This window comes from Streptomyces sp. NPDC059788, assembly GCF_042732265.1.
In the GTDB taxonomy this organism is placed as follows: Bacteria; Actinomycetota; Actinomycetes; order Streptomycetales; family Streptomycetaceae; genus Streptomyces.
This window is the reverse complement of the sequence record NZ_JBHWHY010000015.1, coordinates 103,319-121,224: the sequence shown is the minus strand read 5'-3', so window position 1 is coordinate 121,224 and position 17,906 is coordinate 103,319. Positions and strand designations below refer to the sequence as shown.

The 17,906-nt window shown below is 73.7% G+C and carries 17 protein-coding genes; 9 read left to right on the top strand and 8 right to left on the bottom strand.

The genetic code is table 11. The features are described 5' to 3' along the window. Nucleotides 1-34: 34 nt before the first annotated feature. Complete coding sequence (locus tag ACFV57_RS15370; RefSeq protein WP_385231024.1) at nucleotides 35-1,276, top strand: RNA polymerase sigma factor; 1,242 nt, start codon at nucleotides 35-37, stop codon at nucleotides 1,274-1,276. A 19-nt stretch (nucleotides 1,277-1,295) separates the two neighbouring features. On the opposite strand, the gene ACFV57_RS15365 is transcribed toward ACFV57_RS15370, so the two are convergent. Next, entirely contained in the window at nucleotides 1,296-3,113 is a 1,818-nt protein-coding gene (locus ACFV57_RS15365; protein ID WP_385231218.1) for an FAD-dependent oxidoreductase, read from the bottom strand. Nucleotides 3,114-3,350: 237 nt separating this feature from the next. Here ACFV57_RS15365 and ACFV57_RS15360 point away from each other — a divergent pair, with 237 nt between their 5' ends. Continuing rightward, nucleotides 3,351-3,662, top strand: a complete 312-nt coding sequence (locus ACFV57_RS15360; protein ID WP_385231021.1) for a 4a-hydroxytetrahydrobiopterin dehydratase — start codon at nucleotides 3,351-3,353, stop codon at nucleotides 3,660-3,662. A 10-nt stretch (nucleotides 3,663-3,672) separates the two neighbouring features. Here ACFV57_RS15360 and ACFV57_RS15355 read toward each other — a convergent pair whose 3' ends face one another. Further along, on the bottom strand, nucleotides 3,673-4,701 hold the full coding sequence (locus ACFV57_RS15355; RefSeq protein WP_385231018.1) for a YihY/virulence factor BrkB family protein: 1,029 nt from the start codon (nucleotides 4,699-4,701) through the stop codon (nucleotides 3,673-3,675). A gap of 262 nt (nucleotides 4,702-4,963) precedes the next feature. On the opposite strand from ACFV57_RS15355, the gene ACFV57_RS15350 reads away from it, so the two are divergent. Genes ACFV57_RS15350 through ACFV57_RS15340 form a run of 3 tightly spaced genes read left to right on the top strand, consistent with a single transcriptional unit; the run spans nucleotide 4,964 to nucleotide 6,635 of the window. Beyond that, nucleotides 4,964-5,509, top strand: coding sequence for an RNA polymerase sigma factor (locus ACFV57_RS15350; protein WP_385231015.1), 546 nt, complete (start codon nucleotides 4,964-4,966; stop codon nucleotides 5,507-5,509). Next, nucleotides 5,500-6,168 carry a hypothetical protein gene (locus tag ACFV57_RS15345; RefSeq protein WP_385231012.1) on the top strand — a complete coding sequence of 223 codons (669 nt, stop codon included), beginning with the start codon at nucleotides 5,500-5,502 and terminating at the stop codon, nucleotides 6,166-6,168. The genes ACFV57_RS15350 and ACFV57_RS15345 overlap by 10 nt, the downstream gene beginning before the upstream one ends. After that, nucleotides 6,165-6,635 carry a hypothetical protein gene (locus ACFV57_RS15340; protein ID WP_385231009.1) on the top strand — a complete coding sequence of 157 codons (471 nt, stop codon included), beginning with the start codon at nucleotides 6,165-6,167 and terminating at the stop codon, nucleotides 6,633-6,635. The genes ACFV57_RS15345 and ACFV57_RS15340 overlap by 4 nt, the downstream gene beginning before the upstream one ends. A gap of 36 nt (nucleotides 6,636-6,671) precedes the next feature. Here the strand turns inward: ACFV57_RS15340 and ACFV57_RS15335 are convergent, their stop codons facing one another. Further along, entirely contained in the window at nucleotides 6,672-7,697 is a 1,026-nt protein-coding gene (locus ACFV57_RS15335; RefSeq protein WP_385231215.1) for a DUF1266 domain-containing protein, read from the bottom strand. Between the two features lie 124 nt (nucleotides 7,698-7,821). Between ACFV57_RS15335 and ACFV57_RS15330 the strand changes: the two genes are divergently transcribed. Then, nucleotides 7,822-8,766: a class I SAM-dependent methyltransferase gene (locus ACFV57_RS15330; protein WP_385231007.1), complete on the top strand. Its 945-nt coding sequence runs from the start codon at nucleotides 7,822-7,824 to the stop codon at nucleotides 8,764-8,766. A gap of 295 nt (nucleotides 8,767-9,061) precedes the next feature. Here the strand turns inward: ACFV57_RS15330 and ACFV57_RS15325 are convergent, their stop codons facing one another. From ACFV57_RS15325 to ACFV57_RS15310, 4 genes are all read right to left on the bottom strand, one after another. Then, nucleotides 9,062-9,379 (bottom strand): SH3 domain-containing protein, encoded by a 318-nt coding sequence (locus ACFV57_RS15325; RefSeq protein WP_385231005.1) that lies wholly within the window; start codon nucleotides 9,377-9,379, stop codon nucleotides 9,062-9,064. Between the two features lie 249 nt (nucleotides 9,380-9,628). Next, nucleotides 9,629-10,459 carry an aldo/keto reductase gene (locus tag ACFV57_RS15320; RefSeq protein ID WP_385231002.1) on the bottom strand — a complete coding sequence of 277 codons (831 nt, stop codon included), beginning with the start codon at nucleotides 10,457-10,459 and terminating at the stop codon, nucleotides 9,629-9,631. A gap of 78 nt (nucleotides 10,460-10,537) precedes the next feature. Further along, on the bottom strand, nucleotides 10,538-11,569 hold the full coding sequence (locus ACFV57_RS15315; protein WP_385230999.1) for a hypothetical protein: 1,032 nt from the start codon (nucleotides 11,567-11,569) through the stop codon (nucleotides 10,538-10,540). A 125-nt stretch (nucleotides 11,570-11,694) separates the two neighbouring features. Further along, on the bottom strand, nucleotides 11,695-13,521 hold the full coding sequence (locus ACFV57_RS15310; RefSeq protein ID WP_385230996.1) for an AMP-dependent synthetase/ligase: 1,827 nt from the start codon (nucleotides 13,519-13,521) through the stop codon (nucleotides 11,695-11,697). A 382-nt stretch (nucleotides 13,522-13,903) separates the two neighbouring features. Here ACFV57_RS15310 and ACFV57_RS15305 point away from each other — a divergent pair, with 382 nt between their 5' ends. Continuing rightward, nucleotides 13,904-14,785, top strand: a complete 882-nt coding sequence (locus ACFV57_RS15305; protein ID WP_385230993.1) for a class I SAM-dependent methyltransferase — start codon at nucleotides 13,904-13,906, stop codon at nucleotides 14,783-14,785. A 34-nt stretch (nucleotides 14,786-14,819) separates the two neighbouring features. Continuing rightward, nucleotides 14,820-15,644: a DUF3050 domain-containing protein gene (locus ACFV57_RS15300; protein ID WP_385230990.1), complete on the top strand. Its 825-nt coding sequence runs from the start codon at nucleotides 14,820-14,822 to the stop codon at nucleotides 15,642-15,644. Between the two features lie 86 nt (nucleotides 15,645-15,730). Here ACFV57_RS15300 and ACFV57_RS15295 read toward each other — a convergent pair whose 3' ends face one another. After that, entirely contained in the window at nucleotides 15,731-16,618 is an 888-nt protein-coding gene (locus tag ACFV57_RS15295; RefSeq protein ID WP_385230987.1) for a LysR family transcriptional regulator, read from the bottom strand. Between the two features lie 140 nt (nucleotides 16,619-16,758). Between ACFV57_RS15295 and ACFV57_RS15290 the strand changes: the two genes are divergently transcribed. Continuing rightward, on the top strand, nucleotides 16,759-17,856 hold the full coding sequence (locus ACFV57_RS15290) for a bile acid:sodium symporter family protein (protein WP_385230984.1): 1,098 nt from the start codon (nucleotides 16,759-16,761) through the stop codon (nucleotides 17,854-17,856). Nucleotides 17,857-17,906 lie beyond the last annotated feature (50 nt).

Genomic DNA, 17,906 nt, shown 5'->3' with positions numbered 1-17,906 from the left:
TGCCGCCCTCCCGAACGGCTGGTCTGATGTGGCCGTGACGGCAGCAGGCGCGACCGCGACGGTCGAGACGGTGTTCAGGATCGAGTCCGCGCGGATCATCGCCGGTGTCACCCGCGTGGTGCGGGACGTGGGCATCGCCGAGGAACTCGCGCAGGACGCCCTGGTCGCCGCGCTGGAACAGTGGCCGGAGTCAGGCGTGCCGGACAAGCCGGGCGCCTGGCTCATGGCCATCGCCAGGCGCCGCGCCGTCGATCTCGTACGCCGCAAGGAGACATACGCCCGCAAACTGGCCGAGGTCGGGCGGGCCCTGGAGGACGTACCGCCGCCCGAACCGGCGGACGCGGAGGACATCGACGACGACCTGCTGCGGCTGATCTTCACCGCCTGCCACCCCGTGCTGCCCGCCCCGGCCCGTATCGCCCTCACCCTGCGGCTGCTCGGCGGGCTGACCACACCGGAGATCGCCCGTGCCTTTCTCGTCGCGGAGCCGACCGTGGCGCAGCGGATCGTCCGGGCCAAGCGGACGCTGGCCGAGGCCCGGGTGCCCTTCGAAGTGCCGTACGGCACCGAACGGTCGGCCCGCCTCTCCTCGGTCCTCGAAGTCATCTACCTCGTCTTCAACGAGGGGTACTGCGCGACGGCCGGGGACGACCTGGTGCGCCCGGCCCTGTGCGAGGACGCGCTCCGGCTGGCCCGCGTCCTGGCGAACCTGATGCCGGACGAACCGGAAGTGCACGGTCTGGCGGCGCTGCTGGAGTTCCAGGCGTCGCGCATACCCGCCCGTACGGGGCCCGACGGCGAGCCGGTGCTGCTGGCCGAGCAGAACCGCGCCAAGTGGAACCGTATGCTCGTCCGCCGCGGCGTCGACGCCCTGCACCGCGCGGGGCACGGTCCGTACTCGCTCCAGGCCGCGATCGCCGCGCACCACGCGGTGGCGTCCCGCTACGAGGACACGGACTGGGCCGCCGTCGCCACCCTCTACGACCGGCTGCTGGCGCTGTCCCCGTCACCGGTGGTGGAGCTGAACCGCGCGGTCGCCGTGTCGATGTCCGAAGGGCCGGCCGCCGGGCTGAAGCTGGTGGACGCCCTGGCCGCCGATCCCGCCCTGAAGGACTACCACTTGCTGCCCAGCGCGCGGGGAGACCTGCTGGCGCGCCTGGGGCGGGCGGCCGAGGCGCGCGGGGAGTTCGAGCGGGCCGCGTCCCTTGCCCGTAACGCGCGGGAGAGGGAACTCCTGCTGGCCAGGGCGGCCCGCGTGGACCCCGGGCCGCGCTGAAGCGCCCCCCTCCGCGGACTCAGCCCAGATCGAAGGCGTTGCGCAGCCCGAGCCGGTACCGCGTCTCGTCGTGCCTCCTGAACGCCGCGAACTCCGGTGCGCGGTACAGCGGAATGACCGCGCACCGCTCGGCGGCGGAACCGGCCGCGTCCAGCAGCGCGTTCACGGCCTGCCGCGCGGACGCGTTGGCGCCCTCCATCGTCGCCAGGTCGATGTCGACGGCCACGTAGTCACCGGCGAGGAAGAGGTTGGGGATCGCCGTACGGGACGTGGGCCGGTTCTGCCAGGAGCCGGTGGGGTGGATCAGCAGCTGCTCGTCGTTGGCGGGGTGCGGCGTGCCGAGCCCGGACACGGCCGGGTCCAGGAACCAGGAGTGCAGCGTCGCGTCGCGCAGCACGGCCGCTCCGGTGTCGTTGAGGCCGGCCTTCATCTGCGCCCACACCTCCCGCGCGACCTCCTCGCGCGTGCACTGCTTGGCCGTCTTCCCGTACAGGATGCCGGGCTGGTCCCACTCCGAGATGTCCACCGACAGGCAGTCGGCGGCCAGCCCGTCGCCGTAGTCGGCCGGGAAGTTCCGGCCCTTCCAGTACTGGGCCTGGCCGACGGCGGTCAGCGACCACGGCGAGTCGATGTGGTTGATGTGCCCGTGGATGATCGGCGTCGGCTCGGTCAGATAGAACTGGATGCCCGTCATCCAGTCCGTCGCCAGCTTGTCGCAGCGCGCCAGTTGGGGGTCGGCGGCCCGGACGGCGGCGTTCCAGGTGGCACGGGCGTGCTCGACCGGCATCGCCTGGACGAAGTGGTCGGCGACGACCGACTGCCGCGCGCCCCGCGGGTCGGTGACGACCGCCTCCGCGATCCGCCCGCCCGCCAGCCGGAGGTCCCGTACAGCCCACCCGACGCGGAACTCCACCCCGAGCGTCCGCAGATGCGCCACCCACGGGTTGATCCACGCCTCGTTGGTGGGCAGGTTCAGCACCCGGTCCGGCTGCCCGTCCGCGCCCCGGCCCAGCAGGTTGAAGACGAAGGCCTCGGCGCAGGTCGCCACCGTACGGGTGGAGGCGATCTCCGCCTTGGTCGCGACGATGTTGCGGGTCAGGCCGATCGCGAGGAGGCGCCGGTAGTCGGCGGACATCGACGCGGCCCGCAGGAAGCGCCACCACGGCGTGTGCTCCCAGACCTCCAGCCGGCGCCGGTCGCAGCTCGTGAGGAAGACCAGCAGCCGGTTGGCGAAGTACGCGACCTCATGAGCGGGGAGGCGGGTCGCGGTGTCCAGCAGCCCCGTCACCATGCGCAGGAACGCGTCGGGCGTCAGCACCGGCGGGGGAGTGCCGACGGCGGAGAACGGGATGCGGATGTCCTCCCGGCCGCCGGTACGGGCGAACATCACCTCGGTCGAGGCGACGAGGTTGTCATGGCAGCCATGGGCGTTGCCGGGGAACGGAATGCGGCGCAGCGTGTCCGGGAGGTTGTGGTAGATGCCCGGGATGAAGCGGAAGCCGTGCTCGCCGGGCAGTGGTCTGCGGCCGCCGCGCGCGCTGTCCGGCACGTCCATGCTGCGGGCCTTGCCGCCCAGCCCGCCGGGCTTGCGCTCGTACACGGTGACCTGGAAGCCGCGTTCGGCGAGTTCGTGCGCGGCGGTCAGCCCGGCCACGCCGCCGCCCAGGACGGCCACGGTCCGGCCCGCGGCGCGGCGCCGGGCGGTGGTCGGCGCGGGTGCGGGCGCGGCATACGCCGTACCGCCGGCCCCGAGGGCGAGCGCGCCGCCCACCGCCGCCGCCCCGCCCAGGAACGCCCGCCGGGGGTTCCCGCCACCGTCCGTGCGCGCGTGCTCCATACGGTTCAGGTTGCCCACGGTCACTCCCCACCACGTCATGTGACGGACGGCCCGTCAGGCGCAGGAGCATAGAAGCGGCCCCCTGACCCCGGAAGCCTCCGGCGTGGGCGTCCGTACATTGGCGGGAAAGCGTCCTCGGCGTGCCACGCTGGAACTGCTGCAATCTACAAGGCACGGACGGCCCGGTGGTACGGGCGGTGCGTGCGGCCACGCGCTGTGACGGAGAGGCGGAGCGAGATGGACGCTCAAACGGACCCGCTGACGGACAAGGAGATCGAGGACCGCCTCGCGGAGTTGCCCGGCTGGTCGGTGACGGACGGCAGGCTGACCCGCACCTACACGTTCGACCAGCACCTGCCGGCCGCCGCGATGGTGGTCCATGTCGCGCAGATCCAGGAGGAGCTGAACCACCACTCCGAGCTGACCCTCGGCTACAACACCCTCACCGTCGCCGTGAACACCCACAGCGCCGGCAACGCGGTCACCGCCCTCGACTTCACCCTGGCCCACCGGGTCGAGGAGATCGCCACCGGCCACGGCGCGCGCTGACCGGCGGCGCTCAGCTCTCCGGTCCCGCGGCCCTCCCGCCGGGCCCCTGGGGTCCCGCGGCCCCGCCCCCGGGCTCACGGGCGGCCGCGCGGCCGTCGCCGTCCGGGCTCTCCGTACGGGCGTCGGAACTCTCCATCCGGGCCAGTTCGGCGTTGAACTGGGCGCCGCTCAGCAGGGACAGGTGGGAGAACCACAGCCAGATCAGGAAGACGACGGGCCCGGCGAGTGACCCGTAGAGCCGGTTGAACGTGCCCACGTACGAGGCGTAGAACGTGAAACCGGCCGAGGACACCAGCCACAGCAGCACCGCGACCACCCCGCCGGGCACCGCCCGCCGCCCACGTGTGCGCGACGGACCCGTACGGAAGAGCACCATCACCAGCACGACGGCCAGCAGCAGCAACAGCGGCCACTGCAACAGGTTCCACATCGCCCCGCCCGCCTCGCCGAGCCCCAGACGCCGCCCGGCCGCGCGCGCTATCGGCCCGCTGACCAGCAGGGCGACCGCGCTGCTGATCAGCAGCGCCATCAGCAGCAGTGCCGTCGCGAGGATGCGCGGCGCCTTGCGCCACGGCGGCCGGTCGTCCTTGACACGGTACATGGCGTGCAGGGCCCGCCGGAACACCGCCAGATAGCTGCACGAGGACCACAGGGCGCTGACCAGCGCGCCGCCGACCAGCAGCCACGCGGCGGTGCGCTGGTGCGCCATGGTGACCAGGGCGCGGCGGACGGTGCCGCCCGAACCGGCCGGGGCGAGGGAACTGATGTGGTTGATCAGCTCCTCGGTGGACGCCGGGTCGGCGAGGCCGATGAGCGAGATGGTGACGATCACCGAGGGCAGCAGGGCCAGCACCGAGTAGTACGTCAGGCTGGCCGCCCAGTCGGACACGTCGTCGTTCCAGATGGAGACCGGGGTGCGCCGGGCCGCGGCCCGGATACGGGGCCAGCCGGGCCGCGCGGTGCCGCGTGCGCGCGGCCTCCCGGCGCCGGCCGTGAGCAGTGCCCGCCACAGCCCGCGGTCCGTACCGCTCCCGCCCATGGTGTGTCCGTCCTCTCCTCGTGCCGTGCGCGGGCGCCCGGCTCGTCCGCGCCAGGTCCGTCTGCCCGTTTGCGCAGCGTACAAGCGTGCTAGGCGTGCTCCGTCCGGCGGTGCGCGGTGGTAGGTGTCGGTGGGCGCCGGGACCGCCGGGAAGGGGCGGGAGCGGCGACCGCCGGCACCGGGAATCGCCCGCAGGCCGCACAGAATCCGACAATTGCGTCCTGATCGGTGAAAATGGAACAGGGATGGAAGGAGCCGGTGAGTGCCCGAACCCAGCGACGCCCTGCTGGCCGTACGTGCCGGAGAGGGGGACGAGGGGGCCTTCGAGGTGCTCGTACGCCGCCACAGCGCGCAGCTCCTGCACCTGGCGACCCGGCTGCTCGGCAGCCGCACCGACGCGGAGGACGCCGTGCAGGACGCCTTCGTGAGCGCGTGGCGCAGAATCCCGGAGTTCCGCGGCGACGCCTCCTTCGCGACCTGGATGTACCGCATCGTCACCAATCGGTGCCTGAACCTGCTGCGGGCCCGCAGACCCACCCAGGACCTCGGCTCCGTACCCGAGCCGAGCGCGCCCGAGCACGCGTCGTCACCGGTACGGGCGGCCGAGTCGACCGCGGCCGTCGAGGCGCTGATGCGGGCGATGGACGGACTCACCCCGGAACAGCGCGCCTGCTGGGTGCTGCGCGAACTGCACGCCCTGCCGTACGAGGAGATCGCCGCGGTGGTGGGCATCAGCCACCAGGCGGTCCGTGGCAGGGTCTTCCGGGCACGCCGCTATCTGACGGAGGCGATGGGCGCATGGCGCTAGGTGAGCACGACGACCCGACCCTGCCCTGCGGCCGCGCGCTGTCGTCCGTGTGGGAGGGGCACGAGCCGGGCCCCGCGGACCCGGACACCGCCGGACGCCCGGACGGTCCCGCCGGCCCGGGCGCCGGCGCGAGTGCCGATCCGCACGTCGCGGGATGCCCGTACTGCCAGGAGGCGCTGGCGGGCCTCGGTGTGCTCGACACCTATGTGCGCCAGGCCCGGCGGACCGCCGGGGGCGACGAGGACGACCGCAGCGCCGAACGCTTCACGGCGCGGGTGATGGACCTGGTCAGAACCGAACTCCGCCCCGGCAGGACCCTGCCGCTGGGCGGGCCCGAGGACGACGCGTGGATCACCGAGGCCGCGGCGGCCAAGTCCTTCCGCGCCGCCGCCGAGACCCTGCCGGGCGTGCAGGCGGGCAGCTGCCGGGTCACGCTGCTCGCGCCGCAGGGCCCCATGAAGGTGGCGCTGGAGCTGGCGGCCGGGTACGACTGGCCGCTGCCCGCCCTGGCGGACCGGGTACGGGAGCGGGTGCGCGCGGCGGCGCGGGACGGCGTCGGCCTGACCGTCGGGGAGGTGGATGTCACCGTCGTCGACCTCGTCGAGGGGGACGGCGGCGGCGACGCGGGCCCGGGTGCCGGGGAAGGGAGCACGCCATGAGTCACGTGACGGGCGGCGACGCGCGGCCGCACGCCGCGGTGCTGCGGGCCGCGGCCGAGGCCGCGAGGGCCACGCCCGGCGTCGCCTTCCTCCGGCCCGGACTGGGCGAACTGCTGCGGGGCACGGTGGCATGGCGACCGCTGCGTACGGGTGGGGCGGGGGAGTCTCCTGGGGCGGCAGAAGCGGCGGACGAGACCGTCCGGCCGGAGCAGGGCCGACCGGGGCCGAGGGGCGCGGAGCCGGGCGGCCGGCAGGGCCGCGTCGCGGGCGTACGGGCCGAACGCGGTCCCGAGCCCGGGGCTTGGTGCATCCGCGTCCACCTGGCGGTCCGGCGCGGCCACCGTGCCCTGGACGTGGCGCGCGCGGTCCGGCCACGCGTCGCGGCGGCGGTCCAGGAGGCGCTGGGGGCGGCGGGCGAAGCCGCGCCGGCGGTCGCCGTGACGGTGACCGTCACGGACATCACCTGACGGGCCCGCCGGGGGCAGGACCCGTCAGCCGCCCTCTCAGGCGAACGGCAGGTTCGCCCAGGGCGACGCCGGGTCCTGGCCGAGTACCCGGTGGGTGTGCACGGCCTCCTGGTACGCCGTGCCGAACCAGCCGTTGTCGAAGGCCAGTACCCGGCCCAGGGCGTACCCCGCCGAGAACTCCTGCCAGGAGCCGTAGGCCGCGCGCGCCAGTTCACCCGTGCGCAGCACCGCCTGCTCGGCCTCCGGCGGCGCGCAGTACCGGGCGCCCAGGCCCCAGCGGACGAGACCGACGGCGTGCGCGTAGTCCAGCGCGACCAGCGACTTCACCCGTCCGCCCGCGGGCAGCAGCCCGTCCGTACGGAAACGCTCCTCGTACTTCTCCACCAGCTCGGGCACCGCACCGGCCCCGTCTTCGCCCACGCCGTCGCGGGCGCGCAGCGCCTCCTCCGTCCCGGCCGGTACGAACCCGGCGTCCAGCAACTGGTCGAGACGCTGCCGCCAGGACGCCGGATCGTTGACCGACCACTGCTCGTGCAGCAGCTGGGCGTCGGCCGCGTAGTCGAGGAAGGCGGTGCCGAGTTCGTTCCACGGCACGCTGTGGTGCACGGCGATCGGCGCGCCGCAGGCGAGGCCCTGGGCGAGCGGACCGTGCAGCGGCCCGCCGAGGTGGGTGGTGAGCAGCCCGCCGGGCCGGACGCCGTACTGTGCGCGGATACGCGTCCAGGCGCCGCGGTGCGCGGCGGTGGCCGGCAGGTACGCGGCGCACGGCGTCCCCGGGTTGACCGCCAGCTTCCACTTGTCGTTCGGCCAGTCCTGCGCCAGTTCCTCGACCGAGACCCGGTCGAAGAGCTGCTGGGGATGCCACGGCGGCAGCATCCCGCGGGTCGTCACGGGGATGCACGTACCGCCGCCGGCCGGGTCCTCGTAGACCGGCAGCGGGTCCTGGCCCTGCTGGGGCACCACCAAATACAGATCCTCACCGGCCACCGCCGCGATCTGGCCTTCCCAGTCGCCACGCGCACCGGCCTCGCACAGCCGCCGTTCCGTCTCGGTCGGCGGTATCCATCCTGGAGTTCCCACGGAGCGCAACCTTACGGTGACCGGCCCGGCGGCCCGGGAGGCGGGGTGCTTTGCCGAACCGGCAATGATGTTTGCTTTACGGCGTCTCCTGTCGGACCCTCGGCCCATGACCGACCACAACCACGGCGCCACCGCACAGACACCCGGCCACGGTCACGACCACGGCGGCCATCATCACGACCACGACAGCACGCATATGGACTGGGACGCGCTCGCCGACCACCTGGAAGGCGAGGCGGAGTTGCAGACGCCGATCCTCGAACAGGCCACGGCCTGGCTGCGGGACCTGCTGACCACACCCGCCGGCCCCGGCCCCGACGAGGTACGCCGGGTGCTCGACGTCGGCAGCGGCCCCGGCGTCACCAGCTGTCTGCTCGCCCAGGCCTTCCCGCAGGCCGAGATCGTGGCGGTCGACCCGACCGAAGCGCTCCTGGAGCGCGCCCGGGACCGCGCCGCCCGCCTCGGCCTCGGCGACCGGTTCCGCACCCGCGTCGCCGAACTGCCGGACGGTATCGACGGGATCGGCGACGCCGACCTCATCTGGTCCAGCAAGGCCCTGCACCACGTCGGCGACCAGGCCGCGGCGGTGGCCGCCCTGGCCGGCCAGCTGCGGCCCGGCGGGCTGCTCGCCATCTCCGAAGGCGGCCTCGCGCCCCGGGTGCTGCCCCGCGACTTCGGCATCGGCCGCCCCGGCTTGCAGACCCGCCTCGACGCGGTGCACGACGACTGGTTCGTACAGATGCGCGCGGCACTGCCCGGCGCCCGGGACCTCGTCGAGGACTGGCCCGCCGTCCTGACCGCCGCCGGTCTGCGCTCCCCGCGCAGCCGCAGCTTCCTGCTGGACCTGCCGGCCCCGCTGAACCCCTCCCAGCGCGCCCACGTCAGCAGGCAGCTGTCCCGCTACGCCGAGGGGTTCGGCGACACCCTGGACGCGGAGGACCGCGCCACCCTCGACCGCCTCCTGGACCCCGACGACCCCTCGGGCCTCACCCGCCGCCCGGACCTCTTCTGGCTCTCCGCCCAGACCTTCCACACGGCACGGGCGGCCTGATCCGGCCGGCCCGGCGCGTGCCGGTCCGCCCGGCGGGGCCGCCCTGGGCGGGGGGGGCCGGCCGCCGGCACCGGCCGGCCGCCGTCCCCCGTGGATTCACGTCCGTGACCGCACCGCCACGCGCCCCCGTCGGCGTGCTCGCGTGCGGTGGATGTGGTCGTGGCCCCGTACGGCGGCCGGCCGGTGCGGGCGGGGTGGTGGCCCTCCCGGGCCGGGAAGAGCCCCCACCACCCCGCCGTGTGATCAGCCCGCCGGCCCGTGGCGCGGGCGTGCTGCCGGGCCGGCGGGCTGGGTCTCAGCAGGTCAGGTAGGCGACGTGGATCCACACCCCGGTACGGCCGCCCCAGAGGTCACCCATGACCCAGGAGCCCTCGCGGCCCTTCGCGTTCATCTTCTGGCCCTTGTTCACCTGGCCCAGGACCGGGTAGTTGGTGCCCGGACCGCCGCGGAAGTTGACGCCGTTGTCGTTGACGGTGCAGACGACGTCCTGGACCGCGGGGGCGGTCCGCTGGACGGTGGCCGGGCCGGTGGCGGCGGCCACCGTACTGCCGGCGAGGGTGAACAGGGCCGCGGTGGCCGCGAGGGCGGCCGCGGCGCGGGAAATGCGGATCATCTGGATCTCCTCCGTTGGTGGTGCTCGGTGCGCCGGGGCCGCTGACTGCTCGGACCCGGCACCCATGACCTTCGTCCCGCGCCGCACCGGGGCCAAGGGGTTTCCCGTCCCCCGCGCGGCGGAGGAAACCGGGAAACCGCGGCTGAGCTGGCAGGACAGGAGGAGGGGAGACGGGCGACGCCGCCGCCCCGGGCGGGGCGGCGGCGTCGCGGGAGGCGGGGCACCGGACCGGTGTCCGGTGGCGGTGCCTCAGCCGTTCATCGTGTCCGGGTCCGGGCCCAGGCGGGTGCCCGAGTCCAGGGCCGCGAGCGCGGACATGTCGGCGTCGTCCAGCTCGAAGCCGAAGACGTCGATGTTCTCCTTGATCCGGGACGGGGTCACGGACTTCGGGATGGCGACGTTGCCGAGCTGGAGGTGCCAGCGGAGCACGATCTGCGCGGGGGTGCGCTCGTGCTTGCCGGCCAGCTCGGTGATCGTCGGGTCCTGCAGCAGGTCCTTGCCCTGGCCCAGCGGCGACCACGCCTCGGTGGCGATGCCGTGCCGGGCGTGGAAGGCGCGGGCCTCGGACTGCTGGAGCCGCGGGTGCAGCTCGATCTGGTTGACCGTGGGGACCACCGAGGTCTCGCCGATCAGCCGCTCCAGGTGGTCGGGCTGGAAGTTGGAGACGCCGATGGCCTTGGCGCGGCCCTCTTCGTAGATCTTCTCGAACGCCCGGTACGTGTCCACGAACGTGCCCTTGGCGGGCATCGGCCAGTGGATCAGGTACAGATCCACGTACTCCAGGCCCAGCTTGTTCAGGGACGTGTCGAAGGCGCGCAGGGTCGAGTCGTACCCCTGCTTGTCGTTCCACAGCTTCGTCGTGACGAAGAGCTCGTCACGGGCGATGCCGGAGGCGGCGAGCGCCTTCCCCGTGCCCTCCTCGTTGCCGTAGATCGCGGCGGTGTCGATGCTGCGGTATCCGGCTTCCAGGGCGCTTCCGACGGCCGTGAAGGCCTCGTCGTCCGGGATCTGCCAGACGCCGTAGCCGAGCTGCGGCATGGTGACGCCGTTGTTGAGGGTGATGTGGGGGACCTTGCTCACGAGCGATTCGATCCTTAGGTCGACGTGCATGTTCTCCGACGTCAACGATCATCCGGCACGGAGCATTCCCGCGCACCTTCAGCGAATGTGAAGAGTCCGGGGGCGGGCGGCGGGGGACGGCTCGTGCGGGGCCGGGGACTCCCGGTCCGTCTCCGCCGCGAGGGTGAGCGCCCCCAGACACAGCACGACCAGGCCGGCGACCAGTTCGAGGGCACCCGCCAGGCCGGGCAGCCCACGGGACGGGACGTACGCGGCGCCCGACAGGGCGTCCGCCGCGGCCCACGCGAGCCACAGGGTCGCGCCCCACGCGAACACCGTCGCCGAGCCCAGCCAGGCCAGTGCGAGCGGCACCCGCGTACGCAGCCCGCGCCAGGGTCCCCCGTCGGGAAAGAGCAGGGCACCCAGCCCCGCCGCCCCGGCCAGCGCCAGCAGGCCCTGCACGATGTCGGACGCGACCGTGATGGCGCTCCGCGCGGGCAGGGCCGCCGCTCCGGCGCCCGGCGGCACACCGAGGCCCCACAGCACGTCCACGGTGCCGATGGCGGCGAGGAGCAGGGCCGAAGGAACACCGAGCAGCCGTCGTACCGCTCGCACGCCCGGCGCGGGAGCCGGTACGGACCTCAGCCGCCGCCGCAGCAGTGCGCCCCAGCGCCGGTGCGCGTACACCGTGAAGGCGCTCAGCAGGGTGATGCCCTCGACGATGAACGCGCCGTAGACGAGGAAGAAGACCCAGGGCCGCAGCAGCTCGCCGGACGCCATCGGGTTCGCCGCGCCGGTCACGGCGGCGACGGCGGACCCCGCCGGTACGGCGAGGACCAGGGGCGTGAGCAGCCCGGACGCCGTCCACAGCGGCAGGGCGAGCAGCCAGGCCGGGACGCGCGGGCCGGCCTGGCGGGTGAGCGCGTACGCGACGGCGGCGGCCACGGCGTCCATGAGGAACGTGACGGCGTTGGCCGCGATCCACGCGCCCCGCCCGATTCCCCCCAGGCTCACGACGCCGATGTCGAAACCCAGGACCCACAGCAGCTTGAGGAGGAGATACGGGGCGCAGGCCGCGACGGCGATCCGGCCCAGCAGGACCTGGCGGCCCGTGCGCTTGTCGGTGTTCATGCCACGAGCCTTCCGGCGGCCCGCGCACGGCACCTCGGGCCCGGGGATGAACCGCCTCCGCCGTCCGGGGGAGCCGGGCCCTTCACGCCGGGCCCTTCACGCCGGGCCCCTCGGCCACGGTCCCCTCACGCCCGGTAGAGCGCCTCCACCTCCGTCGCGTACGCCGCCTCGATGGCCTTGCGCTTCAGCTTCAGCGACGGCGTCAGCAGACCGTGCTCCTCGCTGAACTGGTGCGCCAGTATCCGGAACGTACGGATCGACTCGGCCTGCGACACCAGCGTGTTCGCGGCGACGACGGCCCGCCGGATCTCGGTCTCCAGGTCGGGGTCGTGCACCAGGTCCGTCGGCGGCAGGTGCGGCTTGCCGCGCATGGCGAGCCAGTGGGTGACGGCCTCCGGGTCCAGGGTCACCAGCGCCGCCACGTACGGGCGGTCGTTGCCGACGGCGATGCACTGGGCGACCAGGGGATGCGCCCGTACCCGCTCCTCCAGGACGACCGGCGAGAGCGTCTTGCCGCCGGAGGTGACCAGGACCTCCTTCTTCCGGCCGGTGATCGTCAGATAGCCGTCCTCGTCGAGGGCGCCGAGGTCGCCGGTGGCCAGCCAGCCGTCGTGCAGGACCGCGTCGGTGGCCCTGGCGTTGTTCAGATAGCCCTGGAAGACCTGGCCGCCGTGCAGCCAGATCTCACCGTCCTCGGCGATGTGCACGGTCGTGCCGGGCACGGGGGAGCCGACCGTGCCGAAGCGGGTGCGCTCGGGCGGGTTGGCGGTGGCGGCGGCGGTGGACTCCGTCAGGCCGTACCCCTCGTAGATGGTCACCCCGGCGCCGGCGAAGAACAGCCCGAGCCGGCGCTCCATCGCGGAGCCGCCCGACATGGCGTGCCGCACCCGGCCGCCCATCGCCTCGCGCACCTTGCTGTAGACCAGCTTGTCGAAGAGCTGGTGCTGCATCCGCAGCGGCGCGCCGGGCCCCGACGCGGTGCCGAACGCCTTGTGCTCCAGCGCCTCGGCGTAGCGGACCGCCACCTCGACGGCCTTCTCGAACGGGCCGAGCCGGCCCTCCGCCTCGGCCTTGCGCCGGGCCGCCGCGAAGACCTTCTCGAAGATGTACGGCACGGCGAGGACGAAGCTGGGCCGGAACGACTGGAGGTCCGGGATCAGGGCGGCGGCCGACAGGTCGGGCTGGTGGCCGAGCTTGACCCGCCCGCGTACGGCGGCGACCTGCACCATCCGCCCGAAGACATGGGCGAGCGGCAGGAACAGCAGGGTGGACGCCTCGTCGCCGGGCCGGGAGTGGAAGACCGTCTCGTAGCGCCGGACGACGTTGTCGGCCTCGGCCATGAAGTTGGCGTGGCTGATCACGCAGCCCTTGGGGCGGCCGGTGGTGCCGGAGGTGTAGATGACCGTCGCGGTCGCGTCCGGGGTGACCGCCATGCGGTGGCGGTGCACCACGTCGTCCTCCAGATGCGCGCCCGCCGCCGTCAGCTCGGCCACCGGATCGGCGTCCAGCTGCCACAGGCGGCGCAGCTGCGGCAGCCGGTCGATGACCGAGCCGATGGTCATCGCGTGGTCCTCGTGCTCGACCATGCAGGCCGTCACCCCCGCGTCGTGCAGCATCCAGTAGACCTGCTCGGCGGACGAGGTGGGATACAGCGGTACGGACTGGGCGCCCACGGACCACAGGGCGAAGTCGAACAGCGTCCACTCGTAGCGGGTACGGGACATGATGCCGACCCGGTCGCCGAAGCGGACGCCCTGCGCGAGCAGCCCCTTGGCCAGGGCCAGGACCTCGTCGCGGAACTGCGCCGAGGTCACCTCCCGCCACTGCCCGGCGTCGTCCTTGCGCGCCAGCGCCACCCGGCCGGGCGCGGAGTCGGCATGGTCGAAGACGGCGTCCGCCAACCCGCCGACGCGGGGCGCCGTCGCCAGCGGCGGGACGGAGAACTCGCGCAATGACCCAGCTCCTCCTGGTGCTTCTCACCGGGCCGCGACCGTACCCCAACCGTGCGGCCCGCGGGAGGGGCGCCCGGTCCGGCGGACCGGTGGCATAGACGCTGGTCATGCGCCGAAACCGGGCGACTTCGGAGAAGCCCGGACATCGGCGTGGGCGGTGGGCCCCGAACGATCACGACGTCGGGACCGGATCTGCACCAAATCTCTGCGAACGGACCCGGCCACGGCGCCGGCCGCGCACCGGGCCGGAAATCGCGGTGAACGGGTGGGCCCCCGGCTCCGTATCCCTGGCATCGAAGCGGCCGTCACCCGGCGCGTCACCCGGCGCGGTCGCGCAACGCCCTACGGGGAGAGCAGCACAGTTCGAGGGGGAGAAGGAGCCATGACGCTATCGGTGAATTCGGGTTTCACGCGGCCGGTCCCGTACGGGGCGGACGCCGCCGACCACGCCCGCTGGGCCGAGTGCAACCGGGCCCTTTGGGACACCTGGACCGAGGCCCATGTGCGCAGCGACCACTACGACGTGAAGGGGTTCCTGGCCGGGCACGAGAGCCTGCAGTCCTTCGAGCCGCGGGAGCTGGGGCCGGTGGCGGGCCGTTCGCTGCTCCACCTCCAGTGCCACTTCGGCCTCGACACGCTCAGCTGGGCGCGGCGCGGGGCCCAGGTGACCGGTGTCGACTTCTCGCCGTCCGCCATCGCCCAGGCCCACTCCATCGCGGCCGCCGCGGACCTGCCCGCCGAATTCGTCTGCGCGCAGCTCTACGACCTGCCGCCCGGCTTCGACCACCGCTTCGACATCGTGTACGTCTCGTTCGGCTCTCTCGTCTGGCTGCCGGACATCGACCGGTGGGCGCGCTCCGCGGCGCGCTACCTCGCGCCCGGCGGGGTGCTGTACGTCGCCGAGTACCACCCGATGGTGCACGTCCTGGACTTCGACGAGGACGCGGACGGGCCCCGGCTGCGCTACCCGTACTTCCACCGCGACGAACCCGTCACCCACGACCTGGAAGGCGCCTACGCCGAACCCGGCGCGGACACCGCGGTCGCCGGGTACACCTGGGCGCACTCGCTCGGCGAGATCGTGACCAGCGTGATCCGGGCGGGACTGCGGCCGGAGTTCCTGCACGAGTTCCCGTCCGCCTGGTTCCCGATGCTGCCCTATCTGGAGCGGCGTGCGGACGGCAGGTACTGGCTCCCCGCCCGCATCGAGGGCGAGTGCCCGCTGCTGTTCACCCTGCGGGCCACCGCGCCGTCCGCCGCCTGACCGCCGCCGCTCCGATGCGCCGATGGAGGCGACGATGACCAGTACCCGCCGCCGCGCGACCGGCGGCCCCGCCCAGCACACGACCGGCGTCCCGGCCCACCCCGGCCTGCGCGCCCTGCGCAGCCGCATCGCCCCGGCCCGCGACCACGTCCTCGGCCACCGCGTCCACGGCGAACTGACCAGCCCCTGTCGGGTCGCGGCCTTCCAGGAGCACCACGTCTTCGCCGTGTGGGTCTTCATGTCGCTGCTCAAGAGCCTGCAGCGGGACCTCACGTGCACCGCCCTGCCGTGGGTGCCGCAGGGCCCGCCGGTCGGCCGCCGGCTGATCAACGAGATCACCCTCGCCGAGGAGAGCGACGCCCTCGAAGACGGGTACACGAGCCGTTTCGAGCTCTATGTGGACGGTATGCGCCGGACCGGGGCCGACACCGAGCCCGTCGAGTCCTTCGTGGCCCTGCTGCTGGACGGCAGCACGGTCGCCAAGGCGCTGAAGGACGCGAACGTGCCTCCGGCGGCGGCCGACTTCACCGTCGCGACCTGGGACGTCGTCGCCCACGCGCCCCTGCACTGCCGCGCCGCCACGTTCGCCTTCGGGCGCGCCGACCTGATTCCGGGCATGGCGGGGCGGGTCGCCGGCATCGGGGGACCCCAGGAGCGGCTGGCGACGTTCAAGGACTTCCTCGTCCGGCATACCGAGGCGGACGGTGACGAGCAGACCGCGATGGCCATGCGGATGCTCGTCGAGGTCTGCGGCGACGACCGGGCGAAGTGGGCCCAGGGCGCGGAGACCGTGATCGAGGCGCTGCGGGCCCGCCAGGCCCTGTGGGACGCGGTGTCCGGCTCGCTGGCACGGTGGTGACGGGCGGACCGGGGGCGGGACGTCCGGCGGTGACCGTCGGGATACGGCGGTGACGGGCGGCGCGCGGCGGCCCTCCGGGAACGGCGCTACGGCAGCTGCAACCGGTCGCCGCCCGCCAGTATCGCGTCGGCCAGGGCGTCCGCCGGGCCCCTGGCCGCGCGGTCCCGCTCGTCCCCGTACAGCAGCACGAAGTCCACCCCGCCGAGGTCCGGCAGCCCGGCCCGGGACGGCACCCGGACCAGGCCGGGCGGAATCATGCCGAGGCTGTGCGCCATCACGCCCAGACCGGCCCGGGTGGCCGCGATCAGACCGTTCAGGCTGCCGCTCGTACAGGCGATGCGCCAGGCGCGGCCCTGCCGCTCCAGCGCCTCCAGCGCGCGGGCCCGGGTCACCGCGGGCGGCGGGAACACCACCAGCGGGACCGGCCGCCGCGCGTCCAGCCGCAGCCGCTCCGTGGCGACCCACACCAGCCGGTCCCGCCAGACGAGCCGGCCGGTGGGCGCCTCGGCCCGGCCGCGCGCCGGGCCGGGGCGCCGCTTGGCCAGGACCAGGTCGAGGCGGCCCGCCGCCAGCAGTTCGTGCAGCGTCCCGGACAGCTCGACGGTCAGCTCCAGGTCCACCTCGGGGTGGTCGCGCCGGAACTCCTCCAGCACCTCCGGCATCCGGGTCAGGACGAAGTCCTCCGAGGCCCCGAACCGCAGCCGCCCGCGCAGCCGGGTGCCCGTGAAGAAGCCCGCGGCCCGTTCGTTGGCCTCCAGGATCGTGCGCGCGAAGCCGAGCATCGCCTCGCCGTCCTCGGTGAGGTCCACGGCGTGGGTGTCCCGGGCGAACAGCCGGCGCCCGGCCGCCTCCTCCAGCTTGCGCACATGCTGGCTGACGGTGGACTGCCGCAGGCCCAGGCGGTGCGCGGCCTGCGTGAAGCTCAGCGTCTGGGCCACCGCGAGGAACGTACGCAACTGCACCGGATCGAACATCTTTCCAGTCTAGACGCCCATCACGAACCGTGATAGCAGTCACCACGGTAAGAGGGGTTCCCGATGGCAGGGGCGCCAGGCAGGCTGGAGAGGGCACCGTCCACCCGCTCCGACAGCCCAGCGCCGACCGAAGAGAGAACATGCGCCGCCCTCAGCTCAAGATCCCCTCCTGGCTCCCCGTGGACGGGTTCATCCTGGCCCTCGTCGCCACCGTCGGCCTCGCGGCGCTCCTCCCCGCCCGCGGCACGGCCGCCACCGTCGCCGACGACGCGTCGACCGGCGCCGTCGCGCTGCTCTTCTTCCTCTACGGCGCCCGGCTCTCCACCCGCGAGGCGCTCGCCGGGATGCGCAGCTGGCGGCTGCACCTGACGGTGCTGGCCTGTACGTTCGTGATCTTCCCGCTGCTGGGCCTGGCCGCCCGCGGCCTGGTCCCCTACGTCCTGACGCAGCCGCTCTACACCGGCCTGCTCTTCCTGTGCCTGGTGCCCTCCACCGTCCAGTCCTCGATAGCCTTCACCTCCATAGCACGCGGCAACGTGGCGGCGGCGATCTGCGCGGGCTCCTTCTCCAGCCTCGTCGGCATCGTCGTGACCCCGCTGCTGGCGGCGCTCCTGCTGGGCGGCGACGGGGGCGGGTTCTCGGCCCACTCCCTGGTCTCGATCGTCCTCCAGCTGCTCGTGCCGTTCCTCGCCGGACAGCTGCTACGCCGCTGGATCGGCGGCTTCATCACCCGCCACAAGAAGATCCTCGGCTTCGTCGACCGCGGCTCGATCCTCTTCGTCGTCTACAGCGCCTTCAGCACGGGCGTGGTCGAGGGCATCTGGCACCAGGTCTCCCCGTGGCGCCTGGTGAGCCTGCTGGGCGTGGAGGCCGTCCTGCTGGCCCTGATGCTGACGATCACGTCCTACGGCTCCAGGAAGGCCGGCTTTCCCCGCGGCGACCGTCTGGCCATCACCTTCGCCGGCTCGAAGAAGAGCCTGGCCGCCGGACTCCCCATGGCCAGCGTCCTGTTCGGCGCCCAGGCCGGGCTGGCGGTGCTGCCGCTGATGCTGTTCCACCAGATGCAGCTGATGGTCTGCGCGGTCCTCGCGAAGCGGTACGCGGCACAGGCACCCGACGAGCCGGAATCCGGGGCCGGGGCCGGAGGCGAGTCCGGGGCGCTGCCCGAGTCCGGCGGGCGCAAGACGAGCGTGCGGCCGCGGCGCGGCGAAAGCGTCGGCGCGGGCACCTCCCGCTAGCCGCCGGGGCCGCGCCACCCCCACATCGCCCGAAACGGTGCCAACTCCCC